Here is a 7,835-nt window from a genome sequence, read left to right as displayed (position 1 = left end):
GCGTGGGGCTCGGCCGCTCGGCGTTTTCAGCTCGCTTCACCAAGCTCGTCGGCCTGTCCATGTACCGCTATCTGATCGCACGGCGGATGTCGGAGGCCGCGTTTCTGCTCGAAACAAGCGACGAGGGGATTGCGCGGATTGCGACCCGTGTCGGCTACGAGACCGCGGCCGCGTTTTCCAAGCTGTTCCAACGACATCACGGCCTGTCGCCCGGCCGTTATCGAGCAGCGCGCCGGTCTGTCGGTGGCCGGGGGCGAGGGGCGGTGCTGGAAGCAGAAGTCGCCGACTGACCTCGAGGCCGCGGCCGCCGATCTCGGCAATTTCGCGGACGGCGGCGTGGAGCTTTCGTCGGCCCTCGCCGCGGCCAGTCCCGTTCGTGATCTTCCGCGGTTGGTGGAGATGTCGAGGATCAGACCGGCTGTCGATGAAAAATTTCGATCGGGTGTTTCTACGCGGTTCAATTCAGAACTGTCACCGGCTTTATCTGTATCTGATCTGCTGATACATAACCCGTGTGACGAGTGCGGGCCATATGTCGAATGAAATCATGGTTGTCGATCCGCTTGAGCGGCTCGACTTGTTGAAGAGCCTTGCGAGCGAGGTCCGGGTCCGGATTCTCGATCTGCTGCACCGCAAGGGGCCGAAAAACGTCAATCAGGTGGCTGAAGAATTGGGTCTTCCGCAATCGACAATTTCCGCAAACATCCAGGTTCTTGTCGATGTCGGTTTGATCGAGACGAAATCACAGAAGGCGCGCAAGGGAAGCCAGAAGGTCTGCTATTCGACCTTCTCCGAGTTGGTTGTCGTCTTTAAGGATCGCACCCCGGCGCAGGATCTCGGCGTCATAGAAGTGGCGATGCCACTTGGACTCTACACAAGATGTGAAGTTTCCGCCCCCTGCGGCCTGTGTTCAAAGGACGGCGTCATCGGACTTCTCGATGTGCCCGACACCTTCCTCGATCCTGACCGTATGCGGGCTGGGCTGCTGTGGTTCACGCGCGGCTTCGTCGAATACCAGTTTCCCAACAATGCGACGCTTGCCAATGCCAAAGTCGGCGGGTTGGAGCTGGCGATGGAGCTTTCGTCCGAGGTGCCGGGCACCTCGAAGGATTGGCCATCGGATATCACGGTCGCGATTAACGGACACGAGATAGATACCTGGACGGCGCCCGCCGACTATGGCGACAAGCGCGGCAAGCATACACCCGGCTGGTGGAAGCTAGCCGGATCGCAGTATGGCGACCTCGTACACTGGCGCGTCACGAATAACGGCACCTATCGGGGCGATGACAAGGTTTCCAAATGCTCGCTGGCTGATCTGGAACTCGAGCGGCACCGCTCGATCCGGATACGAATCGGCGTGAAGGAAGATGCGCGTCACCCCGGCGGTATAAACATCTTCGGTAGCGGCTTCGGCAATTACAGCAACGACATCGTTCTGCGCCTGCTCAAGGCTTGAGAGCATACTGGACCCTTGACGGGCGGATGAACTCCGCCCTTAACTGACCCACGACCCGGATACAAACCGGAAAGTCGGATTGATAGTCCGCAGTGGGAGGGATCATGAAAGCCAGAGTCACGGCGAACGCGGCCTACGCCGTCGCGGATATCGACAAACGTCTTTACGGTTCGTTTCTCGAGCATCTTGGCCGGGCGGTCTATACGGGCATCTATGAGCCCGGACATCCGCAAGCGGACGCAGAGGGGATGCGCAAGGACGTGATCGAGTTGGTGCGTGCGCTCGACACTCCGATCTGCCGTTACCCGGGTGGCAACTTCGTGTCCGCCTACAATTGGGAAGACGGCATAGGCCCAAAGGAGAACCGCCCGCGGCGCCTCGATCTTGCGTGGCGCACCACGGAGCCGAACCTGGTTGGAATCCACGAATTCGCCGACTGGGCCGAAAAAGCCGGCACCGAGATGATGCTAGCTGTCAATCTCGGTTCCCGCGGCCTCGACGAGGCGCGGGCCTTCGTTGAATATGTCAACCACCCGGGCGGCAGCTACTGGTCCGACCTGAGGGCCAAGAACGGACGCACGCAGCCCTGGAACTGCCGCCTCTGGTGTCTCGGCAATGAAATGGATGGTCCCTGGCAGGTCGGCCACAAGTCAGCGAGCGAATACGGCCATCTCGCCAACGAGACCGCCAAGGCGCTGCGCGGCCTCGACCCAACAGTGGAACTGGTCGTCTGCGGCTCGTCGCATTCCAATATGCCGACCTATCCGCAGTGGGAAGCAACAGTGTTGGAGGCGACCTACGAGCAGGTCGATTACATCTCTCTCCACATGTATTTCGAGAATTACGAGAAGAATACGGCCGAATATTTGGCTCTTCCAGCCAAGCTCGACCGCTACATTGGCACGGTCGCGGGCATCATCGACTACGTGAAGGCCAAGACCCGCTCGAAGCGGGACGTGAAAATCTCCTTCGACGAGTGGAACGTCTGGTACCATCAGCGCAAGCTGGACGCCGAGCGTATGCGCGCCTGGGACTGGCCGGAAGCGCCGAGGCTTTTGGAAGACATCTACAATTTCGAGGACGTGCTGCAGGTCGGCTGCATCATCAACACCTTCATCCGACGATCGGATATTGTTCGCATCGCCTGCATTGCGCAGCTGGTGAACGTTATCGCGCCGATCATGACCGATCCCGGCGGCGCCGCCTGGCGGCAGACGATCTACTGGCCTTTCATGCTGGCCTCCAAGCATGGCCGCGGCACCGCGCTGCAGCTCGCGGTCGAGGTGCCTACCTACGACGCGGCCGCGGCCGACAAGGTGCCATGGCTCGACATTGCAGGCGTGCATGATTCGAACGCCGGCACGCTGACCTTCTTCGCAATCAACCGGCATGGATCCGAGACGATAGAGGCCGACGTCGCCCTCGAGCGGTTCGCCGCCAAATCCATCGAGCATACGATCATCCGTCATGACGATCTCGAGGCCTGCAACACCAAGGACGCGCCGGACAACGTATCACCGGTCAAAGGCAACGGGGCAGCGCTCAGCAGCAAGGGAATGACGTTGAACTTGCCGCCGCACTCTTACTCGATGGTGCGTGTGACACTCTGAGTAAATATCCGACTATCAGATATATACCGTAAAATCCGTTGCAGGGGGTTTGGTTTGGTGTAGCATTGAAACGTTCAAGGCGGATCTAACCGCCGTACTCGGGAGGAAGCTGAGATGAACTTTCGCAGGATAATGGCCATAGCGGTGGTTGCGGCCGGAGGATTTTGGGCCGTCGCGGCCCAGGCTGAAGAAACCGTCATATGGTGGGATTTCCTCGGCGGCGGTGACGGTGTGCGCATGAAGCAGATGATCACCGACTTCAACACCGCCCACGCCGGCAAGATCAAGATCGACGCCACGACGCTGGAGTGGGGCACGCCCTTCTACGCGAAGGTGCAGACCTCGGCCGCGGTCGGAGAGGCGCCAGACGTCATGACCTATCATGCCAGCCGCATCCCCTTGGCGGTGAGCCAGGATATTCTCGAAGAAATCACCGCCGACGACATGAGCAAGATGGGCCTCTCGGCCTCGGACTTTGCCCAGACGACGATGGGCGCCGTGACGGTCGACGGCAAGCAGTACGCAGTGCCGCTCGATACCCATCCAATCGTCCTGTACTACAATCGCGTCCTCCTGAAGAAGGCTGGCGTGCTCGGCGACGACGGTCGTCCCGTGGGCATGGGCAACAAGGAGGAATTCACCGCGACACTGCAGAAGTTGAAGGACGCCGGCGTCGAGTTCCCGCTGGGCAGCGTCACCGCCGACGGCAACTTCATGTACCGCACCATTTACTCGCTGGTGTGCCAGCAAGGTGGCGAGCTTCTGACGGGCAACGAGTTCCTCGCCGGCGACAACGCTGAAAAGCTGGCGAAAGCGTTGGGGGTTCTGCAAGGGTGGACGAAAGCTGGACTGCAGTCGACCTATACGGACTATCCCGCAACCGTCGCCCTATTCACCTCGGGCAAGGCCGCAATGATGATCAACGGCGTCTGGGAAGTTCCCACGATGACTGACCTCGCCAAGCAAGGCAAGCTGTTCGACTGGGGCGCTGTCGAGATCCCAATGATCTTCGACAAGCCATGCACCTATGCGGACAGCCACTCGTTCGCGATCCCGAAGAACAAGGGCAAGGAGATCACCCCTGGAAAGCGTGCCATCGTTCTCGAGGTGATCTCATGGATGGACAAGCACTCGCTTTTCTGGGCCACGGCAGGCCACATCCCGGCCTACAAGCCAGTCACCGAGACGGCGGAATACAAGGCAATGGAGCCCAATGCGACCTACTCGACGCTGACGGCCAACATGATCTTCGATCCGAAGTCGCCCAAGGCCGGTGTCGCCGGGCCGATCTTCGACATCATGTCCAATTATTTCGTGCCGACCCTCAATGGAGAGATGGACCCGGGCGAGGCGGTGAAATCCATCAAGGAAGAGCTGAACAGCATGTAGGCTCAAAGGCTGGGACCGCCCCGCCCAGGGCGGTCCCAGCCATATTTGAGGAAGAGCCATGCTTCGCAACTCCCGAACTGAACGTCTTGTAGCGCTGGTGCTGGTCGCTCCCTTCCTTGCGATCTACTTGCTGGCGTTCGTCTATCCGACGGTTCAGATGTTTCGCATCTCCTTCACCGATGCGCCGCTGATCGGCGAGGGTCGGTGGGTTGGTCTCGACAACTACCTGCGGCTCGACAACGACCCGATGTTCCGGCGCGCGGTCTGGAACACCGCCTACTTCGTGCTGATGACGGTCGTCCCGGGAACACTCATCGCCCTTTTGATCGCGCTTGGCGTGTCACGCCTCAAGGGCCGGTTCCAGGCGACCGTGCTGGCGCTGTTCTTCCTGCCCTACATCCTGCCGGTGTCCGTGGTCTATTTGATCTGGGACTGGACGCTGAATTTCCAGTTCGGGATTGCGATGCATGTGCTGGACTGGCTGGGAATCCCGCGCGTACCGGTCTTTAAGTCGCGCGCCTGGTTCCTGCCGGCGGTGGCCGGAGTGACGATCTGGTGGACCGCAGGTTTCTCGATCCTCCTCTTCCTCGCCGGACTGCGGTCCATACCAGTGGAGATCTACGAAGCCGCTGCGCTCGACAACTCGACGCGATGGACCACGTTCCGGCGTATCACCTGGCCACTGCTTTGGCCGATCACCTCGCTGGTATTGACCATCCAACTCATCCTGCAGCTCAAGATTTTCGATCAGGTCTATCTGTTCTCGATCGGGGGCCGGCCGAACGACAATATGGTGCTCGTCTACTACGTCTTCCAGAAGGCCTTCCAGCAGAATCAGGGAGGCAGGGCAGCGGCTGTCGCCGTCACCCTCTTCGTGCTTGTGGTCGTCGTCTCGGTCCTGCAATTCCAGCTGCTCCGGCTCGCCGAAAGGCGGCGCCGATGAACGCCATGGCTGCGCAGCGCTGGAACTTTTGGGGCGGGATAATCACGGCACTGACGCTCGTCTGGGCCATCCTATGGGCATTCCCGCTTTATTGGGGTGTGATCTCATCGCTCAAACCGGACGACGAAGTCGTCCGGCCTTACATCGAACTCTGGCCGGAGACGCCGACGCTGGAGAACTATATTTCCGCCGTTACCACCACACAGATCGGCACCTGGTACGTCAATTCGGTGGTGGTCGCGGTCGGCGTAACGGTCATCACCATCTTCATCTCGATGCTGTGCGGCTACGCGATCTCCCAGTTGCGGTTCCCGGGGCGGATCGCGCTATGGTGGCTGATCCTCGCCTCCTTCATGGTGCCGACTTCGGCGCTGATCATCAATCATTTCGTGCTGGTCGCCAACCTTGGCCTGCTCAACAGCTGGGCTGGAATCATGTTGCCGCAGCTCATCCACCCCGTCATCATCATCGTGTACAAGCAATTCTTCGATCAGGTCCCGAAGGACTTCCGTGAGGCCGCGGTCATGGACAATGCGTCTGAATTCGGGATCCTCTTCAAAATCTACGTGCCGATGAACTGGGGGGTAACGACGGCGCTGTCGATCGTCTGCTTCATCTGGACGTGGAACGCGTTTTTGTGGCCGTTCCTCTCTGTGACCCGCACCGAGATGATGACGATCACCGTCGGCATCACGCAGGTCAATGACGCCTTCGGCGTCTACTACGCGCGCCAGCTGTCGGCAGCTGTACTGGCCGGCCTTCCCGTGGCACTGGCCTACCTCTTCTTCCAGCGCCGAGTAACCGAAGCGATAACGCTCTCAGCAGGCATCAAGGGCTAGAGCAATTCCAGGAAAAGTGTGTGCGGTTTTCCGTCCGGAATTGCGTAGAAACAAAGAGATAGAGCGGTTCGCCTTTCCGTGAAACGGTGAAACGCTCTAGCCTCGGCCCGCAAGCGAAGCGCAATGCCAGGGGGCACGACCCCGGTCGGCGGATTCAGGCCCGGTCAGCGCGCGTGCCAGGTCGATCCGTCCGCGGCGAAAAGATGGAGGGCGGCGGTGTCGAACTTCAGCCGAACGGCGTCGCCCGGTTTGACGCTCGAGAGCCCGCGATCCTGTGCTGTAACCTGCGTCCCATCAGCGAGCCGCGCATAGACGAGCGTTCGCTCGCCAAGGCGCTCGACAACCGTGGCCGTGGCGGACGTTTCACTGCCCTCGGAGACGACAGTCAGCGATTCCGGCCGCACTCCCAGTTCGCGCCAATCCATGTTGACCGGCGCGCCAGGAAGTTCGACGAGCGATCCATCTGTCAAGCGCGCCTTGAGCCTGTCGCCTGAGCCTGAAACCGTAACAGGTAGAATGTTCATCGCTGGAGACCCGACGAAGGTCGCGACGAATCGCGATGCCGGACGTGCATAGACCTCGTCGGGTCTTCCCATCTGCTCTATCCGGCAATCGTTGAGGATAACAATACGGTCGGCGAGGGTCATCGCCTCCACCTGGTCGTGGGTGACGTAGATCATCGTCGACTTCAAACGCTGATGCAGTTCGGCAAGCTCGACGCGTGTACGAGCTCGAAGCGCCGCGTCCAGATTGGAGAGTGGCTCGTCGAACAGGAATGCCTTGGGCTCCTTGACGATCGCACGCCCGATGGCCACGCGCTGGCGCTGCCCGCCGGAGAGCTGCGACGGCCGTCGGTGGAGCAACGCTTCGATCTCCAAGATACGCGCAGCCTCAGCGATCCGTTGGCGTATAACATCCGGCGCGACCCGAATGTTCCTCAGCCCAAAGGCCATGTTCTCCGCGACTGTCATATGTGGGTAAAGCGCATAGTTCTGGAAGACCATCGCAACGTTGCGCCTGCCCGGCGCCAGGTTCTCCGAGCGCACCCCGTCGATCGTCAGCGTGCCCTCGTCAATGCTTTCGAGACCGGCGATCATCCGGAGCAGCGTCGTCTTGCCAGAACCGGACGGGCCGAGAAACACGACCAGCTCTCCTGGCTCAATGTCCAGGCTAACCTCGCGGATCACTTCGACTGCGCCAAAGTGCTTTGATACGCCGGACAGCGCGATTCCCGTCATGCCTGCGATCCTTCTTTCCTCCATAATTTCGGATAAATACCCGATGTCAAGGAACGTGGGGAGCTACGGCACAAGGTTTCCAAGCTATCTTGCCAAAAGCCGACCGTCTGCAGTCGGTCCCATTCACGACGTTTGGAGACAGAAGTGCTCTTCGTCGAGGTGCTGCGAAGCTGGATCAAGTCTCTCGTATCAGGAGAAGGCGGGTGGATGGGGGCTATGGCGGACCCGCATATAGGACCCGCACTTCAGCTGATCCACGAACGGCCGGATCAACCCTGGACCCTTGGCGAACTGGGGCAGCGCGTGGGGCTCGGCCGCTCGGCGTTTTCAGCTCGCTTCACCAAGCTCGTCGGCCTG

7 protein-coding genes and 1 pseudogene are annotated in these 7,835 nt (G+C 60.2%); 7 read left to right on the top strand and 1 reads right to left on the bottom strand.

Annotation, left to right across the window (positions count from 1 at the left end):
* The 6 genes from AC04SH_RS34275 to AC04SH_RS34250 all read left to right on the top strand — a co-directional run.
* The coding region (locus AC04SH_RS34275; protein ID WP_488578037.1) for a helix-turn-helix transcriptional regulator at positions 1–290 on the top strand (290 nt) is incomplete at its 5' end.
* A gap of 242 nt (positions 291–532) precedes the next feature.
* Entirely contained in the window at positions 533–1,459 is a 927-nt protein-coding gene (locus AC04SH_RS34270) for an ArsR/SmtB family transcription factor (protein WP_192247587.1), read from the top strand.
* Positions 1,460–1,563: 104 nt separating this feature from the next.
* The gene (arfA, locus tag AC04SH_RS34265; RefSeq protein ID WP_488578036.1) at positions 1,564–3,069 is read left to right on the top strand and encodes an arabinosylfuranosidase ArfA; all 1,506 of its coding nucleotides are present in this window, start codon (positions 1,564–1,566) and stop codon (positions 3,067–3,069) included.
* A gap of 114 nt (positions 3,070–3,183) precedes the next feature.
* On the top strand, positions 3,184–4,458 hold the full coding sequence (locus AC04SH_RS34260; RefSeq protein WP_488578035.1) for an extracellular solute-binding protein: 1,275 nt from the start codon (positions 3,184–3,186) through the stop codon (positions 4,456–4,458).
* A 58-nt stretch (positions 4,459–4,516) separates the two neighbouring features.
* The gene (locus AC04SH_RS34255; RefSeq protein WP_352589928.1) at positions 4,517–5,401 is read left to right on the top strand and encodes a carbohydrate ABC transporter permease; all 885 of its coding nucleotides are present in this window, start codon (positions 4,517–4,519) and stop codon (positions 5,399–5,401) included.
* Positions 5,398–6,240 (top strand): carbohydrate ABC transporter permease, encoded by an 843-nt coding sequence (locus AC04SH_RS34250; RefSeq protein WP_488578034.1) that lies wholly within the window; start codon positions 5,398–5,400, stop codon positions 6,238–6,240. Before AC04SH_RS34255 ends, AC04SH_RS34250 begins: the two co-directional genes overlap by 4 nt.
* A gap of 164 nt (positions 6,241–6,404) precedes the next feature.
* On the opposite strand, the gene AC04SH_RS34245 is transcribed toward AC04SH_RS34250, so the two are convergent.
* On the bottom strand, positions 6,405–7,478 hold the full coding sequence (locus AC04SH_RS34245) for an ABC transporter ATP-binding protein (RefSeq protein WP_142869304.1): 1,074 nt from the start codon (positions 7,476–7,478) through the stop codon (positions 6,405–6,407).
* Positions 7,479–7,616: 138 nt separating this feature from the next.
* On the opposite strand from AC04SH_RS34245, the pseudogene AC04SH_RS34240 reads away from it, so the two are divergent.
* A pseudogene (locus tag AC04SH_RS34240) lies at positions 7,617–7,835 on the top strand (AraC family transcriptional regulator); the annotation flags it as partial.

It is taken from the genome of Mesorhizobium sp. CNPSo 4688 (genome assembly GCF_057784295.1).
This window is presented reverse-complemented; position numbering and strand designations above follow the sequence as displayed.

Excerpts from the sequence above, each read along its gene's own strand:
- arfA (WP_488578036.1), top strand. The coding sequence starts at position 1,564 with ATGAAAGCCAGAGTCACGGCGAACGCGGCCTACGCCGTCGCGGATATC.
- AC04SH_RS34270 (WP_192247587.1), top strand. The coding sequence starts at position 533 with ATGTCGAATGAAATCATGGTTGTCGATCCGCTTGAGCGGCTCGACTTG.
- AC04SH_RS34255 (WP_352589928.1), top strand. The coding sequence starts at position 4,517 with ATGCTTCGCAACTCCCGAACTGAACGTCTTGTAGCGCTGGTGCTGGTC.
- AC04SH_RS34260 (WP_488578035.1), top strand. The coding sequence starts at position 3,184 with ATGAACTTTCGCAGGATAATGGCCATAGCGGTGGTTGCGGCCGGAGGA.
- AC04SH_RS34250 (WP_488578034.1), top strand. The coding sequence starts at position 5,398 with ATGAACGCCATGGCTGCGCAGCGCTGGAACTTTTGGGGCGGGATAATC.
- AC04SH_RS34245 (WP_142869304.1), bottom strand. The coding sequence starts at position 7,478 with ATGACGGGAATCGCGCTGTCCGGCGTATCAAAGCACTTTGGCGCAGTC.